This is a genomic window from Bradyrhizobium sp. 41S5 (assembly GCF_011516665.3).
GTDB classification, from domain to species: Bacteria; Pseudomonadota; Alphaproteobacteria; order Rhizobiales; family Xanthobacteraceae; genus Bradyrhizobium; species Bradyrhizobium quebecense.
In genome coordinates this window covers 6,143,741-6,163,983 of sequence record NZ_CP083721.1, presented here as the reverse complement: position 1 = coordinate 6,163,983, position 20,243 = coordinate 6,143,741, and the positions used below count along the sequence as shown (strand labels likewise).

At 65.4% G+C, this 20,243-nt stretch carries 17 protein-coding genes; 11 read left to right on the top strand and 6 right to left on the bottom strand.

Annotated elements, in window-relative coordinates; translation table 11 throughout:
- The first annotated feature begins 37 nt into the window (after nt 1–37).
- The 3 genes from HAP47_RS29670 (at nt 38) to HAP47_RS29660 (ending at nt 3,670) form a co-directional block, all read left to right on the top strand.
- Nucleotides 38–553: a PRC-barrel domain-containing protein gene (locus tag HAP47_RS29670; protein WP_210285339.1), complete on the top strand. Its 516-nt coding sequence runs from the start codon at nt 38–40 to the stop codon at nt 551–553.
- Nucleotides 554–650: 97 nt separating this feature from the next.
- Entirely contained in the window at nt 651–1,880 is a 1,230-nt protein-coding gene (locus HAP47_RS29665; RefSeq protein ID WP_371821677.1) for an MFS transporter, read from the top strand.
- 245 nt (nt 1,881–2,125) lie between these two features.
- Nucleotides 2,126–3,670: a L,D-transpeptidase gene (locus tag HAP47_RS29660; RefSeq protein WP_231168461.1), complete on the top strand. Its 1,545-nt coding sequence runs from the start codon at nt 2,126–2,128 to the stop codon at nt 3,668–3,670.
- A gap of 80 nt (nt 3,671–3,750) precedes the next feature.
- On the opposite strand, the gene HAP47_RS29655 is transcribed toward HAP47_RS29660, so the two are convergent.
- Together HAP47_RS29655 and glgA are read right to left on the bottom strand one after the other, a co-directional pair.
- The gene (locus HAP47_RS29655; protein ID WP_173641543.1) at nt 3,751–4,809 is read right to left on the bottom strand and encodes a class I SAM-dependent methyltransferase; all 1,059 of its coding nucleotides are present in this window, start codon (nt 4,807–4,809) and stop codon (nt 3,751–3,753) included.
- Nucleotides 4,810–4,999: 190 nt separating this feature from the next.
- Nucleotides 5,000–6,400 carry a glycogen synthase GlgA gene (gene glgA / locus HAP47_RS29650; protein ID WP_371821825.1) on the bottom strand — a complete coding sequence of 467 codons (1,401 nt, stop codon included), beginning with the start codon at nt 6,398–6,400 and terminating at the stop codon, nt 5,000–5,002.
- Nucleotides 6,401–6,604: 204 nt separating this feature from the next.
- Here glgA and HAP47_RS29645 point away from each other — a divergent pair, with 204 nt between their 5' ends.
- From HAP47_RS29645 to HAP47_RS29610, 8 genes are all read left to right on the top strand, one after another.
- A complete protein-coding gene (locus tag HAP47_RS29645; RefSeq protein ID WP_210285340.1) occupies nt 6,605–7,816 on the top strand; it encodes a CaiB/BaiF CoA transferase family protein in 1,212 nt (403 codons plus the stop codon).
- Between the two features lie 177 nt (nt 7,817–7,993).
- A complete protein-coding gene (locus HAP47_RS29640) occupies nt 7,994–9,535 on the top strand; it encodes an ABC transporter substrate-binding protein (RefSeq protein WP_173641545.1) in 1,542 nt (513 codons plus the stop codon).
- 6 nt (nt 9,536–9,541) lie between these two features.
- The gene (locus HAP47_RS29635; protein WP_173641546.1) at nt 9,542–10,492 is read left to right on the top strand and encodes an ABC transporter permease; all 951 of its coding nucleotides are present in this window, start codon (nt 9,542–9,544) and stop codon (nt 10,490–10,492) included.
- Nucleotides 10,479–11,348, top strand: coding sequence for an ABC transporter permease (locus HAP47_RS29630; RefSeq protein WP_173641547.1), 870 nt, complete (start codon nt 10,479–10,481; stop codon nt 11,346–11,348). The genes HAP47_RS29635 and HAP47_RS29630 overlap by 14 nt, the downstream gene beginning before the upstream one ends.
- The gene (locus HAP47_RS29625) at nt 11,345–12,331 is read left to right on the top strand and encodes an ABC transporter ATP-binding protein (protein ID WP_173641548.1); all 987 of its coding nucleotides are present in this window, start codon (nt 11,345–11,347) and stop codon (nt 12,329–12,331) included. Before HAP47_RS29630 ends, HAP47_RS29625 begins: the two co-directional genes overlap by 4 nt.
- A complete protein-coding gene (locus tag HAP47_RS29620; RefSeq protein WP_173641549.1) occupies nt 12,328–13,296 on the top strand; it encodes an ABC transporter ATP-binding protein in 969 nt (322 codons plus the stop codon). Before HAP47_RS29625 ends, HAP47_RS29620 begins: the two co-directional genes overlap by 4 nt.
- A 122-nt stretch (nt 13,297–13,418) precedes the next feature.
- Nucleotides 13,419–14,489, top strand: coding sequence for an alcohol dehydrogenase (locus HAP47_RS29615; protein WP_173641550.1), 1,071 nt, complete (start codon nt 13,419–13,421; stop codon nt 14,487–14,489).
- Nucleotides 14,490–14,608: 119 nt separating this feature from the next.
- Nucleotides 14,609–15,691, top strand: coding sequence for an isocitrate/isopropylmalate dehydrogenase family protein (locus HAP47_RS29610; protein WP_173641551.1), 1,083 nt, complete (start codon nt 14,609–14,611; stop codon nt 15,689–15,691).
- Nucleotides 15,692–15,794: 103 nt separating this feature from the next.
- On the opposite strand, the gene HAP47_RS29605 is transcribed toward HAP47_RS29610, so the two are convergent.
- From HAP47_RS29605 to HAP47_RS29590, 4 genes are read right to left on the bottom strand one after another with little or no spacing between them, the layout of a single operon-like run.
- The gene (locus HAP47_RS29605; RefSeq protein ID WP_173641552.1) at nt 15,795–17,042 is read right to left on the bottom strand and encodes a hypothetical protein; all 1,248 of its coding nucleotides are present in this window, start codon (nt 17,040–17,042) and stop codon (nt 15,795–15,797) included.
- Nucleotides 17,043–17,091: 49 nt separating this feature from the next.
- Nucleotides 17,092–17,370, bottom strand: coding sequence for an acyl carrier protein (locus HAP47_RS29600; RefSeq protein WP_173641553.1), 279 nt, complete (start codon nt 17,368–17,370; stop codon nt 17,092–17,094).
- Nucleotides 17,367–18,974, bottom strand: a complete 1,608-nt coding sequence (locus tag HAP47_RS29595; RefSeq protein ID WP_173641554.1) for an amino acid adenylation domain-containing protein — start codon at nt 18,972–18,974, stop codon at nt 17,367–17,369. The genes HAP47_RS29600 and HAP47_RS29595 overlap by 4 nt, the downstream gene beginning before the upstream one ends.
- 11 nt (nt 18,975–18,985) lie before the next feature.
- Nucleotides 18,986–20,062, bottom strand: coding sequence for an LLM class flavin-dependent oxidoreductase (locus HAP47_RS29590; protein WP_173641555.1), 1,077 nt, complete (start codon nt 20,060–20,062; stop codon nt 18,986–18,988).
- Nucleotides 20,063–20,243 lie beyond the last annotated feature (181 nt).

Here is a 20,243-nt window from a genome sequence, read left to right as displayed (position 1 = left end):
GCACGGCACGCGCGCGCGAAATCGCGGGGAGAGGTATATGCGTCCGAGGATCATGGTGATGCTGGTTGGAGCGGTGCTGCTGACATGCGCGGGGGTTCGCGCCGCCGACGACGAAGCCCAGGCGCCGCCAGCAACTCCTGCGCCGCCAGCAGCCGCTGCACCGAAGGAGCAGGCCAAGGAACCGTCCAAGGAGCAGTCGCCGCCGCCTTCGGTGACCGTGATCGGCGCGCGCGATGCGCACGGCATTCTCGGGCGCGACGTGCGCAGTTCCGCCAATGAGGACATGGGCCGCATCGTCGACGTCATCGTCGACCGCGACGGCAAGGTCCGTGCCGCCGTGATCGATTTCGGCGGCTTCCTCGGCGTCGGCAGCCGCAAGATCGTGGTCGACTGGAACGCACTGCGTTTCGCCGGCGTTTCCAGCAAGAGCGATAGCATCACGTTGGACCTGAACAAGCAGCAGGTCAGCGCTGCGCCGGAATACAAGGAAGATACGCCGCTGATCGTGCTGGGCGCGGCCGGCAATCTCCATCCATGGGATTACGAGCATTAGGGGGCTCAAGCTGGTCGCGCGTCCGAACTCTTCTTTCGAGACGGTTGGCGACGGTCGTGGCGAGCGATCAGCCGGCGGCACCAAAATTGTGCCGCTCGTGCCTGATCGGCCCGGTCCGGAGGAACCACGAGCGCCGTCGCTCGAAAGCCAGCGCGGGCTCGACTGGTTCATCTTCTTCCTGGCCGACGTGCAAACCGGCTTCGGCCCGTTCATCGCGGTCTACCTGACGACGCAGAAATGGACCCAGGTCGAGATCGGCTTCGTGCTCTCGATCGGCGGCATCATCGGCCTCTTGGGCCAGGTGCCCGGCGGCGCGATCGTCGATGCGGCGCGCTCGGAGCGGGTCGTCGCGGGCTGGGCGGTGGCCGCCATCGGCGCCGCCGCGCTGGCCTACGCGCTCTGGCCAATCTTTCCGGTGGTGACGCTCGCCGCGACACTACACGCGCTCGCAAGCTGCGTGCTGGGTCCGGCGATCGCCGCGATCAGCCTCGGCCTGGTCGGGCCGGCGGCGATCGGCGAGCGGCTCGGCCGCAATGCGCGCTTCGCTTCGCTCGGCAGCGGCTCGGCCGCGGCGCTGATGGGCGCCTGCGGCTATTTCTTGTCGAGCCGTTCGGTGTTTCTCGTGACCTTCATGCTCGCGATCCCGACGTTGCTGTCGCTGGCGCGGATCCGCGAGCGGGAGATCGACATCGCGCAGGCCCATGGTGAGGTGAAGCGCGAGGTTCCCGACAAACGAGCGACCAGTATCGTCGGTCTGGTGCGACAGCGGTCGCTCTTGATCTTTGCCGGCGCGATGATGCTGTTCCAGCTCGCCAATGCCGCGATGCTGCCGCTGATGGCGGGCGTGGTGACGTCACGGTCGAGTCAATGGGCGCCGGTTCTGATCGCGGCCTGCATCATCGTGCCGCAGGCGATCGTCGCGCTGTGCTCGCCGTCGGTCGGCCGCAAGGCCCAGGCCTGGGGCCGGCGGCCGCTGCTCTTGATCGCATTCGCCTCGCTGGTGATCCGCGGCCTGTTGTTCGCAACGGTGCGGGATCCCTATCTGCTGGTCATGGTGCAGGTCTTCGACGGCATCACCGCGGCGATCTTCAGCGTCATGGTGCCGCTGATCGTGGCCGACGTGGCGTTCGGCAGCGGCCATTTCAACCTGGCGCAGGGCATCGTCGGAACCGCGGTCGGTATCGGCGCGTCGCTCAGCACGGTGCTGGCCGGCTATGTCAGCGACAAGCTCGGCAGCAGCACCGCCTTCATGGGCCTGGCTGGCGTCGCCGCGCTGGGGCTGTTCGTGATCTGGCTGGTGATGCCGGAGACGCGGCGGACGGCATGACGCAGGCAGGTTTGGCCCCGCGGCACCCTTCCTCATGCATGCGCCGTCATATATGAGTGATTTGCTGGCGGAACGAGCCGATAGTCCCGTGGATTAATCAATCCAAAATCGTGATCTGGTAGGGATCGACGCAGCGCGGGCAGGCATTTCGACCGAGGAATGGCATGATAAATCGAACGACGACGGCGCAAATCACCCGAGCGATGCGGCGTTGGGGGCCTCCCGCCTTTGTGACCTTCGCTGCGATGGTCACACTTGCGTCATTGACCGGCGGCGTCGCGGCAAAGCAGCAGCGCCCTGCGGCACCGGTCGAGGCGACCGCGCCGCGTGCCGCGGGCGAGCCGATCATGGCGATCGTGTCGATCAAGGCCCAGAAGGTGACCTTCTACGACGCCGACGGCTGGATCTACCGCGCGCCGGTGTCGAGCGGCGTCAAGGGACGGGAGACCCCGGCCGGCGTCTTTGCGCTGATCGAGAAGGACAAGGACCACCACTCGACCCTCTATGACGATGCCTGGATGCCGAACATGCAGCGCATCACCTGGAACGGCATCGCGCTGCATGGCGGCCCGCTGCCCGGCTATGCGGCCTCGCACGGCTGCGTGCGGATGCCCTATGACTTCGCCGAGAAGCTGTTCGACAGGACGCGAATCGGGATGCGGGTGATCATCGCGCCGAACGACCCGGCGCCGGTCGATTTCACCCACCCCGCGCTGTTCGTGCCGAACGCCCAGGCCATCGCGGCTGCTCCGGCACGTGCCGAAACGCTGTCCCGCGAAGCCGCGGATGCCGCCAGGCTGGCCGACGAGGCCAAGAAGGCTTCCGCGGCCGCGACCAAGGAAGCTGCACAGTTCACGCCGGCATCATTGCGCAAGCTGGAAAGGGCCAAGACCCGTGCCGACGCCGAGCTTGCGTTCGCCGACAAGACGCTCGCCAATGCCAAGACCGACCAGGCCAAGGCGCGCGCCGAGGATTTGAAGCAGAAGGCCGCCGCCAAGGCCGCGGAAGCGACGACGCAGTTCGAGGCGGCCCAGAGCGACGCCAAGCCGAAGCTCGACGCCGCGGCAGCGGCGAAGGACGCCGCCAAGGCGGCCGAGACCAAGAAGGCCGACACCCAGAAGGCGGCGACCGAGGCGAAGCTCGCGCTCGAGCCGGTCTCTGTCTACATCAGCCGCGCGACGCAGAAGCTCTATGTCCGGCGCAACACCCATAAACCATGGGCGGATGGCGGCGAGGTGTTCGATTCAAGCATCGAGGTTCCCGTCACGATTCGCGATCCGGACCAGCCGATCGGCACGCATATCTTCACGGCGATGGCGCGCAACGATACCGGCCTGCGCTGGACCGAGGTGACGATCGACGACGGTGACAACGCCAAGGACGCGCTCGACCGCGTCACCATCCCGCAGGATGTGCTGGATCGCATCGCGCCGACCGCCGTGCCGCGCTCGTCGATCATCATCTCGGACGAGCCGCTGAGCGCCGAGACCAACTACCGCACCGAGTTCGTTGCCGTGCTGAGCAACCAGCCCCAGGGCGGTTTCATCACACGCAAGCCGACCCGGCCGATGGAAACCGACGACATGGTTGCGAGCGGGGACGGGGACGGTTTCGGCTTCTTTTCTCAGCGCAGCTGGAATCCCCAGTCTGGCACCCAGTACGGCTATCCCCAATACGGCAATCCTCAGGCGCCGACCCAGTACGGCTCCCCGTATTATGGCAATCCTCAGTCCGCCAATCCGCGCCGGCGCGGCGGCCAGTACTACTGGCAATCGCAACAGGACTGGTAGCAGGACGCGGCCAAAGGATCAGACCGCACTCTGAGCGTCGGACGGCGGTGTGATACCGCCGCCCGATCGCGTGAGCGCTGTTACGGACGAGCTTCCAGGATCAGGTTGAACGGCGTTTCCGCCGCGCGGCGGAAGCGTGAGAAGCCACCCTGGCGCGCCACCTCGCGCAGCCGGGTCTCGCCGGCCTGCGCACCGAGTGCAAGCCCGACCTCCTGGTCCAGCGATGCCGGCGTGCAGATCATGGTCGACGCTGCGTAGTAGACGCGCCCGATCGGATTGAGGTTGTTCTCCAGCCGGTCGTTGGCGAACGGCTCGATCAGCAGGCAGGTGCCGTCGTCGGCGAGGGTGGAGCGGGTGTGCTTGAGCGCGCCGACCGGGTCGCCCATGTCGTGCAGGCAATCGAAGAAGCACACCAGGTCATACTTGTTGGCAGGGAAGTCCTTGGCCGAATGCGTCTGGAAATGGACGCGGTCCGACAATCCCGCCTCCTTCGCAGCCATCCGCGCCGCCTGGATCGAGCCTTCATGATAGTCGAAGCCGTAGAAGGTTGATTTCGGAAACGCTTCCGCCATCAACCGCGTCGAGACGCCGTGGCCGCAGCCGACGTCAGCGACAACCGCACCCTTCTTCAGCTTGTCGACGACGCCTTCGAGCGCCGGCAGCCATTCCTGCACCAGATAGTGCCTGTAGCTGGTGCGGAAGAACCGGGCCGTGCCGCAGAATAGGCACTCGCTGCGCTTGTTCCAGCCGACGCCCTTGCCGGTCTTGAACGCGTCGGTAATTTTCGGCTCGTCGAGAAACGTCGCGCCGACAAGACTCCCGACGGCGCCGAGGAAGACCGGGCTGTCCTCGTCGGCGAGCGCGAGCGCCTGCTCGGGCAGCATCGAGAACTTTCCGGTGGCGCTGTCGTACTCGACGTAACCGGAAGCGGCCTGCGCGGAGAGCCATTCCTGAACGTAACGTCCGGCCGTTCCTGTCGCCTTGGCCAGCGCCGCCGCATTCATCGGTCCTTGCTGCGCGAGGGCCTTGTAGAGCCCGAGCTTGTCGCCCAGCAGCATCAGCGAGGCGTTCATCGCCGCGCCGACATCGCCAATCATCTTTCCCATGAATGAATTAAGACGCTCCTCGTTGACGTCCATGATGTTCCTCCATCGCAATTGGGTTTTGCAAAAAGTCCATCATTGCCAATTTTATGTGTGCGCGATCGTCCAGGCAGAAGGCCATGGGCGCGGACATGATCGCACGAATGGGTTCGGTGGCGCAGGCCGAATGTCACAAAGCGGCTGGGATGCCAGCGTGGTGACTTCACAAGCCTGCGAGGCGGGTGCCCTACGCCGACGCCCGCGGCATGATCAGTTTCTTGTACAGCGCGCCGTAGCAGGCGGCTGACAGGTCCCAGCTGTAGGACTTGGCCATCGCGCTGGCGCGCATGGCGTTGAGGCGATCCTTGGCGCGATAGGCGTCGAACGCGCGCCTGACACCGCCGAGGAAGGATTCCGCCGATGGCTGTGTGAACAGGAAGCCGGTCTCGCCGTCGGCGATGGTCTCCGCAAGCCCGCCGGTCTGGTGGCCGATCGGCAACGAGCCGAAGCGCTGCGCATACATCTGGCTGAGGCCGCAGGGTTCGAAGCGCGACGGCATCAAGGTAAAATCACTGCCGGCGAAGATCCGGCGCGCCTGCGCATCATTGAAGCCGATGATGACGCCGATCGCGTCGGGCCGGCGCCGATGCGCGGCCACCAGCGCGTCCTCGATCGCGGGCTCGCCGCTGCCGGTGACGACGATCTGTCCGCCGTCCCTGATGATCTCGTCGGCGGCCGACAGCACGAGGTCGACGCCCTTCTGATGCACGAGCCGCGCGACCAGGCCGAAGATCGGCCCGCGCGAGACCGCAAGGCCGAACTGCCGGCGGACATAGTCGGCGTTGGCCTGCTTGCCCTTCCAGTCGCCGGCGCCGAACGGCTGGGCGAGCTGCGCGCAGTGGCGGGGGTCCCAGCTCTCGTCGATGCCGTTGAGGATGCCGGTCAGCTGGTCGGCGTCAGAGCGCACGCGCAGCAGGCCCTCCAGCCCGCAGCCGAGCTCCGCGGTCGTGATCTCCCTCGCATAGGTCGCGCTGACCGTGGTCAGATGCGAGGCGTAGACGAGGCCGCCTTTGAGGAAGGACAGCTTGTCGTAGAACTCCAGCCCGTCGATGTGGAATGAGCTTTCCGGTGCGCCGATCCGCCGCAGCGAGTCCCGCGGAAACAGGCCCTGATAGGCGAGATTGTGGATGGTCAGGATCGACGGAATCCGCGCCTCGCGCCATGCGAGGTAGGCGGGTGTGAGCGCCGCCTGCCAGTCGTTGGCGTGAACGAGGTCCGCTGCCCAATTCTTGTCCAGCGTTCCGGCTGCAAGTTCGGCAGCGGCGGAGGCAAAGCGGCCGAAGCGAATGTCGTTGTCGGGCCAGTCGCGGCCGGACTCATCGCCATAGGGATTGCCCGGCCGGTCATAGAGCTGCGGACATAGCAGCACGTACACCGGCAGCCCGTCTTTGGTCGATGCGCGCCCGAGCGTGCAGGCCGGCATCTCGGCGAGGGCTGCGCATTGTCCAACGATTTCAATGTGAGTGAACTGTTCGACGACGTCCCGATAGCCTGGAAGCATGATCCTGACGTCGCTCCAGGAGCGGAGCGCCCGGGGAAGTGCGGCGGAAACGGCACCGAGCCCGCCCACGCGGACGAAATCGTCCATCTCCGTCGTGACGAATAAGACCTTCAACAAGCGCCCTCGTTCCAGCCCGTGACAGGGCTTATGCAAGATCGGGTCCAATCTGCCTTTGAGTAAAATGCAAGACGGCCCGCGGTCCCGGTCTGGACGAGACGCTTTCCTGTCAGGGCGGCTCACTTTAGGGTCTCGCGACGCCGAACAACGGCAACGACGAAGCTGGAGGAAGCCTTGGCAACGACAATAGCCGCCGACGATGAGGGGAATTTGACACGGGGCTTTGACGGCCTTCGCGTGCTCGATTTTTCGACCACGATCGCCGGACCTCATTGCACGCGGATGCTCGCCGACATGGGCGCAGAGGTGATCAAGATCGAGCCCGCCGAGGGCGAGACGATGCGGACGCGGCCGCCGGTGCGCAACCATTGCTCGACGGCGTTCGGCCAGCTCAATATCGGCAAGAACAGCCTCGTGCTCGACCTGAAGTCGCCGGCCGGCGTCGAAGCCGTGCGCCGGCTGATCGCGACCGCCGACGTGCTGGTGGAGAATTTCCGCCCGGGCGTGATGCGGCGGCTCAAGCTCGACTATGCCTCGATCCGCGACATCAATCCGAAGCTGATCTTCTGCTCGATCTCCGGCTACGGCCAGACCGGCCCGTCGGCGGAATTGCCGGCCTACGCGCCGGTGATCCATGCCGCTTCAGGCTACGAGATGGCGCATCTCGCCTACCAGCCGGGCCGCAGCCGGCCGGATTATTGCGGCATCTATCACGCCGACGTGTTGACCGGGGTCTATGCCTTCGGCGCGATCTCGGCTGCGCTCTATCAGCGCACCGCCAGCGGCAAGGGCCAGCATATCGATGTCTCGATGCTGGAATCGATGCTGAGCCTGACCCTGAACGAGTTGCAGTGGTCGCAATTCGAGGTGAAGCAGACCCAGCGTCCGATGTTCGGCCCGATCGAAACCACCGACGGTTACGTGATGGTGGCGATCGCCAGCGAGAAGACGTTCCAGAACCTGATGCAGGTGATCGGCCGACCCGAATGGGTGTCCGATCCGCGCTTCGCCAAATATTCCGATCGGCGGGAGAACTGGGCGGATCTGATGGAAGGCGTCGAGGCGTGGTCGCGCTCGGTCAGCACGCAGGCCTGTCTTGCCGCGCTCAATGAATATGGCGTGCCGTCGTCCGCCTATCGCACCGTGCGCGAGGCGCTCGCCGATCCGCAAATCGCCCATCGCGGTGCACTGGCCGAGGTCGAGGACGGCGGTGGCAGCTTCAAGGTGCTCAATCTGCCGTTCCGGATGTCCGGTGCTGCGGTCGGCGCGGCCAGGCGGATGTCGACGCTCGGCGAGCACACATTATCCTATCTGAAGGAGATCGGCCTGTCCGACGACCAGATCGCGGGCTTCGCAGCGCAACCGGCAAAGACCGCGCGCAGCTAGGTCTGTGCTCGAGCGGTCGATGAGATTGTGATGCGAGCTTGCGAGATCGCATCGTGATCGCCCTGCGGCTTTTCATCCGTTTTACGGTCTTGTCGCGCGCGGCGATTCCGGACAAGCTGCCTTCCGACACACGATGATCCGGAACACCGGACGTCGCCCATTCGGGAGGGAGCATCAATGAAGCTGGCCGGGCGCGCGCACGCAGTTGCGCGCATATTTCTTGTGGCGGGATTGGGTGCGGCGGCGTTCGCTGCACCGGCCCATGCGCAGAAGCAGGGCGGGACGCTCACCGTCGGCCAGGAGCTGGACATACCGGGCTTCGACCCGCTCAAGGTCGGCGTCTACGATACATCGGCCAACACCGCGGCAGCCGCGATCTTCGACACGCTGATGACGCTCGACGAGAAGGGCGAGCCGAAGCCGAAGCTCGCGCTGTCGTGGGAGCATTCCGAGGACTTCAAGACCTGGACCATCAAGCTGCGGCCGGGCGTCAAATTCCACGACGGCGCGCCGTTCAATGCGCAGGCGGTGAAGGAGAATTTCGACCGCCAGAAGGATCCGGCCAACAAGTGCCGCTGCGCGTTCTACATTACCAGCATCAAGAGCGTGGACGTCGTCGATGACCTCACGGTGCGCTACAATTTCAGCGACCCGGCGGTGAACTTCCCGGCGACGCAATCGATCCAGAGCTCCAACAACGTGATGCAGTCGCCGACCGCGTGGAAGACCAAGGGCGACGATTACAATCGCAACCCGGTCGGCACCGGTCCCTACATCCTGAAATCCTGGAACGCCGGCGACCGTATGGTGCTGGAGAAGAACCCGGACTACTGGGACAAGGGCAAGCCGTATCTCGACCGCATCATCCTCAAGCCGCTGCCGGACGCGCAGTCGCGCTTTGCCTCGCTGCAATCGGGTGAGGCCGACGTCATCTGGGACGATGAATACGACGCCGACAACATCGTCAAGGCGCAGAAGGACAAGAGCCTGACCGTGCATTCCTATGCGGGCTCCGGCGCGCAGGTCTATGCGTTCAATACCAAGGCCGCGCCGTTCGACGATGTCCGCGTGCGCCAGGCGCTGGTGATGGCACTCGACCGCAAGAAGATATCGCAGGCGATCACCAACGGCCTGGCGCGGCCGGCCACCAATCCCTATGGCGACGGCTCCTGGGTCAAGTGCAAGGACGACGGCGCGCTGCCGGAGGACGTCAACAAGGCCAAGGCCTTGCTCAAGGACTACGGCAAGCCGGTCGATTTCAAGATGATCGTATCGGCAACGCCGCGCGGCCGCACCGTCGGCCAAGTGCTGCAGCAGCTCTGGAAGCGGGTCGGCGCCAACATGGAGATCGAGCAGATCGACCAGGCCACGATCGTGCCGCGCGCCTTCATGCGCCAGTTCCAGCTCACGCCGTGGCGCATCGTCGATCTCGCCGATCCCGATCCGCAGATGTACGCCAACTTCCACACCGGCAGCCCGGTGGCACTGGCGAACTTCTCCGATCCGGAGCTCGACCGGCTGCTCGAGCATGCGCGAACCACGGCCGATGTTGCCAAGCGCACCGAGGATTATTGCGCGATCAGCCGTCTCATCAACAAGGAGGCGATCTGGTTCTGGACCTTCCAGAACACCTACTACGCGATCTCGAGCGCGAAGGTGAGGGGCGTGCCGAAGATGTTCAACGGGGTGCTCGACGTCTCCTACGCCTGGAAGGAATAGCGTTTCATGCTGTTCTTCGTCGCGCGCAGGCTCCTCTATCTGGTGCCGGTGCTGATCGCCGTCTCGGTGCTGACCTTCGTGATCGCGTCGCTGCTGCCGGGCGATCTCGCTTATGTGATCCTCGGCGACCAGGCGACGCCCGAAAACGTCGCGGCGCTGCGTCACGACATGGGTCTCGATCAGCCGATCTGGCTGCGCTATCTCGGCTGGCTGTGGCACATCCTGCAGGGCGATTTCGGACGGTCGTTCCGCACCGGGCAGACCGTGTGGCAGGCGGTCAGCGAGCGCGTGCCGGTCTCGTTCGAGCTGATGATCTTCGCCGAGCTGATCGGGCTTGCGATCGGCGTGCCGCTGGCGATCGCCTGCGCCGCCAAGGCGGGCTCCGCGTTCGACCGCTTCATGACCGGCTCGGCCTTCGGACTGCTGTCGGTGCCGACCTTCCTGTCCGCGATCCTGCTGATCTATTTGTTTGCGGTCGAGCTGCGCTGGCTGCCGGCGACCGGCTACGTGCCGTTTACCGAGGACCCGGTCGCCAATCTGCGCTTCATGGTGCTGCCGGCGTTGACGCTCGGGCTTGCGGAATGGCCGGGCATCATGCGCGTGCTGCGTTCCGACATGATCGCGGCGCTTCAGGAGGACTATATCGCGCTCGCCAAGGCCAAGGGCCTGAAGCCGTCGCGTATCCTGTTCGTGCATGCGCTGAAGCCGTCGTCGCTGACGCTCGTCACCATCACCGGCATCAATATCGGCCGCCTGATCGGCGGCGCCGTGATCGTCGAGACGATCTTCGCCTTGCCCGGGATCGGCCGTCTCCTGGTCGGCGCGATCTATACCCGCGACCTCATCATCCTGCAGGGCGTGGTGCTGCTGGTCGCGGCGGGCTTCGTGATCATGAACTTCATCGTCGACTTGCTTTACGCCGTGCTCGACCCGAGGATCCGCCATGGCCACGCTTGAGCTCAGCCTCGACGAGACCGAAGCGACGCCGGTGCGGCGCAGGCGCCGGCTCGGCATGCTGTTCTGGTGCGCGATCGGCTGGATGGTGCTGGTGTTCGCGGTCGCGATCTTCGCCGACCTGCTGCCGCTGCCGAGCCCGACCGACATGGACATGCTGGAGCGGCGGGCGCCGGCTTCGGCCGAGCACTGGCTTGGCACCGACGGCCTCGGCCGGGATGAATTGTCGCGGCTGATCTATGGCGCCCGCATCTCGCTGATCGTCGGCCTTTGCGCACCCATGATCGGTGTCACCATCGGCGGCGCGCTCGGCATCCTCGCCGGCTATTTCCGCGGCCGTTTCGAATCCTTCGTGGTCGGCGGCATGGACGTGCTGCTGGCATTCCCGCCGCTGATCCTGGCGCTTGCGGTCACCGCCTTTCTCGGCCAGTCGATCTTCAACCTGACCTGCATCCTCGGTGTGCTTGGCATTCCGGCCTTCATGCGGGTGGCGCGGGCGTCGACGCTGACGCTGGCACGGCGCGAATTCGTCATCGCGGCGCAGGCGCTCGGCGCCACGCATGCACGAATCCTGCTGCGCGAGCTGCTGCCCAACGTAATGCTGCCGTTGCTCGCCTTCTTCCTGCTCGGCGTCGCCGTCACCATCGTGGTCGAGGGCTCGCTGTCCTTCCTCGGCCTCGGCGTGCCGCCGCCGATCTCGAGCTGGGGCAGCATGATTGGGGAGGGGCGCGAAAGTCTCGATGTGGCGCCGCAGCTCGCCTTCATTCCGGCGATTGCGATGTTCCTGACCGTGCTCTCCTTCAACCTGATCGGCGACACCATCCGCGCGCTGACCGACCCGAGGCAAGGTGCGCTATGAGCGGAGCGCTGCTTTCGGTCGAGAACGCGGTGGTCGACCTGCCGACGCCGCGCGGCAATCTGCGGGCGGTCGATCATGTCGATCTCGCCGTCGGCGCCGGCAGGACGCTCGGCATTGTCGGAGAATCCGGCTGCGGCAAGACCATGCTGTCGCGGGCCGTCCTGCAACTGCTACCCAAGAAGGCCAAGCTGTCCGGCCGCGTGATGTTCGAAGGGCAGGATCTGACAAAGCTGCCGGCGGAGAAATTGCGCAAGCTACGCGGCCGCTCGCTCGCCGTCGTGTTCCAGGATCCCATGACCTCGCTCAATCCGGTGCTGACCATCGGCACCCAGCTGATCGAGACTATCCAGGAGCATCTCGAGCTCGATCTGGCCCAGGCCAGGCAGCGCAGCATCGAACTGCTGACGGGGGTCGGCATTCCCGCGCCCGAGCAGCGGTTGACGCAATATCCGCACCAGCTGTCCGGCGGCATGCGCCAGCGCGTCGCGATCGCGGTAGCGCTGTCCTGCGAGCCGAAGCTCCTGATCGCGGACGAGCCGACCACCGCGCTCGACGTCACGATCCAGGCACAGATCCTCGATCTCTTGGCACGCGAGCAGCAGCGCCGTCATATGGCGATGATCATCATCACGCATGACCTCGGCGTGGTCGCCGGCCGCACCGACGAGGTCGCGGTGATGTATGCGGGGCGTGTCGTCGAGCGCGCGCCGACGCCGGCCCTGTTCAAGCAGATGCGGATGCCCTACACCGAGGCGCTGCTCGCCGCGCTGCCGAAGCTCGACGTACCGCCGCATACGCCGCTGCCGGCGATTTCGGGACGGCCGCCCGATCCAACCCGGCCGCTGAAGGGCTGCTCGTTCTCGCCGCGCTGCCGCTATTCCGCCGGGCGCTGCAGCACGGAGAAGCCGCGGCTCAGTCCGGCGGAGACATTAGAGCATCTCTATGCCTGCTTCCATCCGATCGCGGCGGGGCGTGGCGCATGATGTTGCAGGCCGCATCCAATCCGCTGATGAAAGTGGAAAACCTCGTCGTCGAATATTCGGTGGGGGGCAAGACCATCCATGCCGTCTCCGATGTCAGCCTCGAGATCGCGCGCGGCGAGACGCTGGGGCTGGTCGGTGAATCCGGTTGCGGCAAGTCCACGCTCGGCCGCGCCGTGCTGCAATTGCGCCAGGCCGTCTCCGGCAAGGTGCTGTTCGACGGCCACGATCTCACCACCCTGAAGGGCGAGGCGCTGCGCAAGATGCGCCGCCGCGTGCAGCTGATCTTTCAGGACCCGATTGCCTCGCTCAATCCCCGGCGGCGGATCGGCGACATCGTCGCCGAGCCGCTGGTGATCGCGGGCGTCAAGGATCCCGAGGAACGCCGGCGGCGCGTCAGCGAGGCGCTGTCGGCGGTCGGCCTCGATCCCGCGCTGGTAAGCGGGCGCCTGCCGCACGAATTCTCCGGCGGACAATGCCAGCGCATCTGCATCGCCCGCTCGCTGGTGCTCAATCCGGAATTTGTGATCTGCGACGAGCCGGTGTCCGCGCTCGACGTCTCGATCCGTGCGCAGATCCTCAATCTGCTGGAGGAGATGAAGGCACGTTACGGCCTGACCCTGCTGTTCATCGCCCACGACCTCGCCGTGGTGAAGGCGGTCTCGGATCGCGTCGCGGTGATGTATCTCGGCCGGCTCTGCGAGGTTGGTCCGTCGGAGCAGCTGTTTGCACAGCCGGCGCATCCTTATACCGCGCTGCTCATCGAAGCGATCCCGGTGCCCGATCCGGATGTCCGCCCGACCCAGAGCGTGCCGGTCGGCGAGCCGCCGTCGCCGATCGCGCCGCCCTCGGGCTGCCGCTTTCGCACCCGCTGCCCGCGGGCCGATGCGCGCTGTGCCGGCGAGGTGCCGGAACTGCGTCTGGTTGCGCCGGGCCAGTTCGCGGCTTGCCATCATCCGCTGATCTGAATAGGCCTTCCCTTTCGAGCGGGCTGCATGGCGGCTTGCTCGAAAGTGGGGTCGTGAGCGTTTGTCCCGGGCGGGCAGGCGTGGCAAGGTCAGCGTCAAGAACAAGCTTCGGGAGAACAGCGATGAAGAGTTTCCAGGTCGTCGATTTCAATGCCCCCTTGAAAGAGGTCGATCAGCCGACGCCGCAGCCGTCCGGTACGCAGGTGCTGATCAAGGTGAAGGCCGCCGGCGTCTGCCACAGCGACCTGCACATCTGGGAGGGCGGTTATGATCTCGGCCATGGCCGCAAGCCGCTGTCGCTGAAGGACCGCGGCGTCTCGCTGCCGCGCACGATGGGCCACGAGACGGTCGGCGAGATCATAGCCTTCGGGCCGGATGTGAAGGACGCCGACAAGGGCGGCCTCAAGGTCGGCGATGTCACGCTGGCCTATCCGTGGCTCGGCTGCGGCAAATGCCCGACCTGCCTCGGCGGCGACGAGAACATGTGCGCGATCAAGCCGAATGCGCTCGGCGTCTATTGCGACGGCGGCTATGCCGATCACATGACGGTGCCGCATCCGAAATATCTGCTCAACCTCAAGGGGCTCGATCCGGTTACGGCGGCGCCTTACGCCTGCTCTGGAGTCACGACCTACAGTGCGCTGAAGAAGGTCGAGAAGGATCTCGACACGCCGATCGTGATCTTCGGCGCCGGCGGCCTCGGCCTGATGGCGCTCTCGCTGTTGAAGGCGATGGGCGGCAAGGGCGCGATCGTGGTCGATATCGACGCCAGGAAGCGCGAGGCGGCCGAGGCCGCCGGTGCACTCGCCACCGTCGACGGCAAGGCGCCCGACGCGCTGGAGCAGCTCATCAAGAAGGCGGGTCAGCCGATCCGCGCCGCGATCGATCTGGTCGGCAACGCCCAGACCGCGCAGCTCGGCTTCGACTGCCTGACCAAGGGCGGCAAGCTCGTGATGGTCGGCCTGTTCGGCGGTGGCGCACCCTGGGCGCTGCCGCTGATCCCGATCAAGGCGGTCACCATCCAGGGCAGCTATGTCGGTAATCTGCGCGAGACGCAGGAGCTGCTCGACTTGGTGCGGACCAAGAAGATTCCGGCGATCCCGGTCACGCCGATGCCGCTGGCGAAGGCGAACGAGGCGCTGACCAATCTGCAGAAGGGCCAGCTGGTCGGCCGCGCCGTGCTGACGCCGTAATCTCATTGCGAGCGAAGCGAAGCAATCCACCCCTCCGCTTGCTGAGACATGAATTGCTTCGTCGCTTCGCTCCTCGCAATAACAGGTGGCTCTTTCCCCGGACGTCTTGAGGAATCCGCATGTCCGCCAACGACGCACTCCACATCGCAGTTCTCGGTGGCGACGGCATCGGTCCCGAGGTGATGGCGCCGGCGCTCGAAGTGCTGCGCAAGATCGAGGCCTCGGCCGGCCTCAAATTCCGCTTCACCGAGGCGCCGGCCGGCGCTGGCCATTACAAGGAGACCGGCAAGTCGATGCCGGAGAGCACGGTCCGGCTGTGCGAGGAGGCTGATGCGATCCTGCTCGGGGCCTGCGGCCTGCCGTCGGTGCGCTACCCCGACAACACCGAGATCGCGCCGCAGATCGAGTTGCGGATGATCTTCGATCTCTATGCCGGCGTGCGGCCCGCGCGGTTGATCCCGGGCGTGCCGAGCACGATCGTCGGTGCCGATCAGAAGGGCATCGACCTCGTCGTGATCCGGGAATCGACCGAGGGCCTGTTCGCCTCGATGGGCAAGGGCGTCGTCACCGACAGCGAGGCGCGCGAGACCATGGTGATCACGCGCCGGACTTCCGAGCGACTGTTCGAGTTCTCGTTCCGGCTTGCCGAACGCCGCAAGGCGCGCGGTCGCGTCGGCGGCGGGCTGACCTGCGTCGACAAGGCGAACGTGTTCAAGGCGTTCGCATTCTTCCGGAGCATCTTCGACGAGACCGCGAAGCGTCATCCTGACGTCAGGGCTGACCATCTCTACATCGACGCGGCTGCGGCTGCGCTGGTGAAGGGCCCCTGGGACTTCGACGTCATGGTGACCGAGAACATGTTCGGCGACATCCTGTCCGATCTCACCGCCGGTCTGATCGGCGGCATGGGCATGGCGCCGTCGGCCGACATCGGCGACCGCTACGCGGTGTTCCAGCCGTGTCACGGCACGGCGCCCGACATCATGGGGCAGGGCAAGGCCAACCCGACTGCGATGATCCTGTCGGCTGCGATGATGCTGGACTGGCTCGCCGACAAGCATGGCCTCGAGCGCGCTGCTGAAGCTGCCGCAAGCATCGAGCGCGCGGTCGACAAGGTCTATGCCGGCGGTATCAAGCCGTTCGAGTTCGGCGGCAGCAACGGCACCGCTGATGTCGCGAAGGCCGTGCTGGCGGCGCTCTAGTTCAACGCAGGAAATGCGGGAGTTGTGAGGTCGCCTCTGTGCGCGGGCGACAATTGGCTGCGCGACAAAATGGCGACGTGTCGCGCGTGCTGCTCAAGACGCGTCACGGCAGCAGCGTTGCGTCGCCGTCGAACGGGCCGGCGTACCAGGCGCTCCCGTCTTCGAGGACGCGAGCCAGGCCTTCGTCCGTCGTCTTGTAGACGAGCGGATCGGTCGGATAAGTCCTGACGTAGGGATTCCATCTCATCAGGATCTGCCGGATATGTCCGGGCACGCCGACCAGCTCGAAGAGATGATCGCCCGAAGCGACCGCGTTCGCATAGGCCGCTTCGAGCAGCGCTTCGCTCACGTCTGAGTCATCCTGCTCCACCAGGATGTCGGCGAGCATCGACCGTCGCAAACCCGTCTCGCGGTCGACCGCATGCAGCACGACGGCATACCCCGCCAAGCGCTGGAATCGATGGCAGCAAAGCACGGCAACCGTCGAAGAGCTCCCAGGGAGCGTGAAGTGCCACCTGAGAGAGGCGGAACTTCGGTCGGCCAGCAACCGAGGGGCCTCGCCCAATTTGCGTCGCCACAGCGCTTCGAATTCGTCCCCGATGTCCTTCACATCGATTTCCGTCACTTTGCTGGTCGGACGGCCCCGTGGTCCGCGGCGGAGCGAATCCAAACGCATGGCCGACGATGCAAGGAAGGCTCCGACAGACTCCAATCCGCTCCCGACGTCGAGCTTCGCTGCGAGCACCCGCGCGAACTGATGGAAATCCAGGATCCAGAACAAGATCTTGTCGTAGTCGGGGTCAGGCAACGACCTCGCACGAAGGGCTTTTGATTGATTGACTACCGATGCTGTCGAGTGCGTGATGACAAGGAGATCGACATCGCGCTGCCGAAAGAACGACGCCAGCAGGCCGATGCAGCGGGTGCGGTACGCCGGGTCGATCACCAAGCCAGCGGCTGTCGCGGCGAATATCGTTCGGCTTTCGAGCTGGTAGAGCACGGGAATGTTTCCCTGGTACCCGACAATTCCCTGCGCGGTCTCTAAGACCCACCCCATGCTTGGTTGCGATTTGGCGGCGGCCATCGCGGGATTTTGTCGCCAGAGCCGGTCCCAGTTCTCCGGGCTGTCTTTCGCAAGTCCCCCGCGTTCCTTCAGCCTCGCGACACATTCGAAATCCGCAAACCGGACCTCCCGCTGCTTCGCCGGCGCCAACGCGATTCCGGAGAGCGACGCCGTATCGGCTCGAGCGGACGCAGGACGGCGCCGGCTTTTCAGAAGTCGGAGCAGGATATCGGCGGCGTGATACTTGGAGCGTGCCTGATTTTGCGCCGGCGCACGGATCCCCGCCATCAATCCCTCCCTAGCCGAATGACCGCGACGACCCGGTGGCCCCATTTCGTCACCGAGGCTGCGTCAGTTGCTCGGACACAAACAGGCACAGGGGGCCGATCAGCGTCATCTGTTCTGGATCGAGGTTCTCGAAATCGATCTCCCCGTGGAAGTGCTCGCCCGCCGCCATCATCATCTCCACGAAGGCGAGCGAATCGAGCGCTCCCGACAGCAGCAGGTCGTAGTCGTCAGGGAGATCGCGCAGCGGACGTCGTCCGCGGTCATGGAGCTTCTGGTTGAGGAAGGCTCCGAAGAAGGCGCGGACGTCATCCGTGGTCGGACCGCTCATTGGCTGTCTCCCAAAACCGCCGGCATGGCCTTCCGGTCGTATTTTCCGTTGGCGTTGCGTGGCAACCGGTTGCGGACGTGCCATCGTCTCGGGACCATGTAGTCCGGCAGCCGGGCGGCGACCGCCGCGCGAAGCCGGTAGAGATCAACCGGCCCGCCTTCGATGAGCACTTCGATGCCGCCATAGCCGCTCGACGTGACGGGCCAGCCGATCGCCACGACGCCGTCGACGCCCGAGGCCTCGCGCACCACGGCTTCGACCTCACCGAGTTCCACCCTGTGGCCGAGGATCTTCACTTGCGAATCCATGCGGCCGAGATGGGTCAGGGGACCATCGCCGGCGGGCCGGCGCACGCGGTCGCCGGTGCGGTAGAACATTTCCTTCCGTCGAGGCGGGACGACGAAGGCTGCGGCGGTCCTCTCGGGATCCTTCCAGTAGCCGAGCGACATCTGCGGACCGCTCATCAGCAGTTCGCCGTCCGCGCCCGGGCCGACCTCGTTCAGGTGCTCGTCGACGACGAGCACGTCCATTCCCGGGAACGGCGCGCCGATCGGCACGATACCCATCTCCGCTTCGGCCGGCGTCCGCTTCGGATCCCAACGGTAGCCGGTGCACGCGATGGTCAACTCGGTCGGCCCGTAGAGGTTCTCCACGACGCTGTTCGGCGCGGCCATCGCCCAGGCCGCGACGCAGCTGACGGGCAGCGGCTCGCCGCAGAACAGGCTCAGCCTCAGGGAGGGAAACCCTCCCGGCTTCAATAGGCCGGACTGTTTCATCAGCGCGACCATCGAGGGCACCGAGAACCAGACCGTCAGCCCCTGGTCGCGGATGAACCGCCCAGGATTGATCAGCGTCTTCTGCGAGGGACAGCACACGGAGGCGCCGCGTTCCCATGCCACGAACATGTCGGATGCCGATAGGTCGAACGTCATGTCGAACGTCTGCGAGACGATGTCAAGCTCCGTGATGGCGAAGCGCTCCGCAGCATGGTCGACGTAGGCTGCGACGTTGCGGTGCCCGACCATTACTCCCTTCGGCACGCCGGTGCTGCCGGAGGTGAACAGCAGATAGGCGATCGCGTCCTCGCGCGCGTCCGGCTCGCGCCAGTCGCCGTATCCTTCGAGATCGGCAGCTCCGACGATGATGTGTAAAGGCCATCGTTTGCGATAGGGGCGCGGGTCCTCGAGACAGGGCGCGATCAGGAGCAGCGGTTCGTTCACGTCCGCCATCAGCGCGTCCATCTGGGGCAAGGATTCCGCGTCGACGATGATCGATCGGCACTCCGAGCGGACGAACATCGACCTGGTGCGCTCGACCGGGAAGGTGCGGTTCAGCGGCACGTAGCCGTTTCCGGCCAGAAGCGATCCGAGCACGCCGGCGAACGCCGTCGCGCTGCGATGCGCGAACACGGCTGTGAGAGGCGTCCATGATCCTTCGCGACGCGCCTGGATGCAGGCCGCGATGCGGACGGCGACCTCGCGAAGCCGTCGATACGACAGCGACGTGCCCTGTGCGACAACGGCAGGACGGTCGGGAAACAGTTTCGCCGAGCACAGGAAGCCCGTCCACAATCCCCGCCGTGATCCGTCCGCGCGCAACTCCATCGAACAATTGCCTAACCTAGCCTGCGAGGCCCTAACTCCGCGGGATCGCGAAGCGCTGATGATTTCAGACGCCGGGCCTTCGTCAGCGCCTGTCCGAAGACCTCGCCCGTATGGGCCAGTTCGTCGCGGCTGGGTGGAATGTCCAGGATGAACGTCCCGTAACCGGCCGCGGCGTAGCGCGCGAGTTCGTCGGAGACGACCTCGTAGTCACCAACCAGATACGGGCAGAAGGTCTTATAGTTTTCGAACGGCACCAGCCAATAAGGCGTGTCCTGGGTGACGGCCGTCTCGGCCGCGAGATCGGACATCTGCTTGTGCCACGCCGAATCCGAGACCTTCATGGCCAACTTGTGCGCCAATTGCCCCTTCTTGTCGGTCGGGAAGCGCTCGTGCGCGACCCGCCAGGCTTCCTCGGCGTTCGCGCGGGCGATGATGCCGACGCGCACGCCCGAGCCTGTGCAGTCGGCGTCCGCCTGCCTGTACTCTGCGGCCGGCTTGGGGTACTTCACCGGCGTCGCGCCCAGCGCCTTGGCAGCCGCGAGGCCGGCTTCCGAGGAGCCGGACACGAATACGCCGGGCAGCAATTCCCGCGGCAGCGGTGGGGTCATCCGCAGATTGCGGACGGCATGGAATTGCCCTTCGAGCGTCACCGGTTCGGCGTTCTCCAGTAGCAGCTTGATGATGCCGGTGTATTCGATGAGCCTCGCGTAGCGCTTGTCGTGCGCCGTCGCATCACCGAGCGCCGCAAGCTCGGTCGTGTAGCCACCTGCGACCATGTTCAGATAGAGCCGGCGTCCGTACATATGCGCGAGCGAACTCACCATCTTGGCGACGCTGTACGGGTGCATGTAGACCGGCTGCACCGCCACCAGCGGACAGAGTTCCCTCGTGCTCTGCAAGATGATCTGCGAGACGAGCCAGGGGTCGACCAGGGAATTCTCGGTGTAGACCAAGATCCCCTTGCAGCCAGCCTCTTCACTCCAGCGGGCGACAGCCTGCACTCGTTCGACATAACGCGCCGCCGGGACCACGCTGGATTGCGGGCAGGTGCTGAAGACTTCAAATCGGAAATCGGACCATGCATCCATCTTCCACCTCTATCGGAGCGGCGTCGGAACGCCGTGATTTGGCGGAGAACGCACGGTAGCAAATGCATTAGGCAGGTTCCCGATGCAAAGGAGGTACTTCGTCAAGTGATGGGGACGGATGATCGGCAACTATTCGGGGGCGGCGGCACGGCACTTTTGCGGACCTTGATTTCCTCACTTT

Bases quoted from the DNA above. Each gene is read 5' to 3' on its own strand.
- HAP47_RS29590 (WP_173641555.1), bottom strand. From the start codon at position 20,062: ATGGATGCATGGTCCGATTTCCGATTTGAAGTCTTCAGCACCTGCCCG.
- HAP47_RS29600 (WP_173641553.1), bottom strand. From the start codon at position 17,370: ATGAGCGGTCCGACCACGGATGACGTCCGCGCCTTCTTCGGAGCCTTC.
- HAP47_RS29620 (WP_173641549.1), top strand. From the start codon at position 12,328: ATGATGTTGCAGGCCGCATCCAATCCGCTGATGAAAGTGGAAAACCTC.
- HAP47_RS29635 (WP_173641546.1), top strand. From the start codon at position 9,542: ATGCTGTTCTTCGTCGCGCGCAGGCTCCTCTATCTGGTGCCGGTGCTG.
- HAP47_RS29605 (WP_173641552.1), bottom strand. From the start codon at position 17,042: ATGGCGGGGATCCGTGCGCCGGCGCAAAATCAGGCACGCTCCAAGTAT.
- HAP47_RS29660 (WP_231168461.1), top strand. From the start codon at position 2,126: ATGGTCACACTTGCGTCATTGACCGGCGGCGTCGCGGCAAAGCAGCAG.
- HAP47_RS29615 (WP_173641550.1), top strand. From the start codon at position 13,419: ATGAAGAGTTTCCAGGTCGTCGATTTCAATGCCCCCTTGAAAGAGGTC.
- HAP47_RS29595 (WP_173641554.1), bottom strand. From the start codon at position 18,974: ATGGAGTTGCGCGCGGACGGATCACGGCGGGGATTGTGGACGGGCTTC.
- HAP47_RS29640 (WP_173641545.1), top strand. From the start codon at position 7,994: ATGAAGCTGGCCGGGCGCGCGCACGCAGTTGCGCGCATATTTCTTGTG.
- HAP47_RS29670 (WP_210285339.1), top strand. From the start codon at position 38: ATGCGTCCGAGGATCATGGTGATGCTGGTTGGAGCGGTGCTGCTGACA.
- HAP47_RS29630 (WP_173641547.1), top strand. From the start codon at position 10,479: ATGGCCACGCTTGAGCTCAGCCTCGACGAGACCGAAGCGACGCCGGTG.
- glgA (WP_371821825.1), bottom strand. From the start codon at position 6,400: ATGGACGATTTCGTCCGCGTGGGCGGGCTCGGTGCCGTTTCCGCCGCA.
- HAP47_RS29655 (WP_173641543.1), bottom strand. From the start codon at position 4,809: ATGGACGTCAACGAGGAGCGTCTTAATTCATTCATGGGAAAGATGATT.
- HAP47_RS29625 (WP_173641548.1), top strand. From the start codon at position 11,345: ATGAGCGGAGCGCTGCTTTCGGTCGAGAACGCGGTGGTCGACCTGCCG.
- HAP47_RS29610 (WP_173641551.1), top strand. From the start codon at position 14,609: ATGTCCGCCAACGACGCACTCCACATCGCAGTTCTCGGTGGCGACGGC.